The sequence below is a fragment of the Treponema sp. R8-4-B8 genome, from assembly GCF_054786175.1.
This window is the reverse complement of record NZ_BDHE01000438.1, coordinates 1-437: the sequence shown is the minus strand read 5'-3', so window position 1 is coordinate 437 and position 437 is coordinate 1. Positions and strand designations below refer to the sequence as shown.

Genomic DNA, 437 nt, shown 5'->3' with positions numbered 1-437 from the left:
TTTGACAGGCTCACCAAAGCGGTTTACGCGCTTGCCGTTTGATTCCATGTCCATCTGCTGCAAATGCGCGGGGAAGCGGGAAAGCACCTGACTGTACGGCAAAACCGCCGTGTACGGGTACTGTAAAAAGTTGCGTTCCCAAACGCCGATTAGCGCGTCAAGGAGAGCGGCGTTTTTAAGAATATCCGGTTCTAAGGCGAGCTTGTCTGTTTCGGCGGCACCGGCTAGAAACTCCTTAAAAGTTTCAGGGCCGAAGGCGAGAGACAGGACGCAGCCGCCGACGGAGGATGATGACGAATAACGTCCTCCCACATAGTCGTCAATGTAGAAAGAGTCAAGATAGGCGCTGTTACGCGCAAGAGGGCTTGTTTCGCTTGTTACGGCGATCATATGCTTGCTGGGGTCAAGGCCGGCTTTTTCCAGTTTGTCTTTTACTA

The 437-nt window shown here is 52.6% G+C and carries 1 pseudogene; it reads right to left on the bottom strand.

Going from position 1 to position 437, the window contains the following annotated elements:
* Window positions 1-437: pseudogene (gene pgi, locus ACYVRA_RS09140) on the bottom strand (glucose-6-phosphate isomerase); the annotation flags it as partial.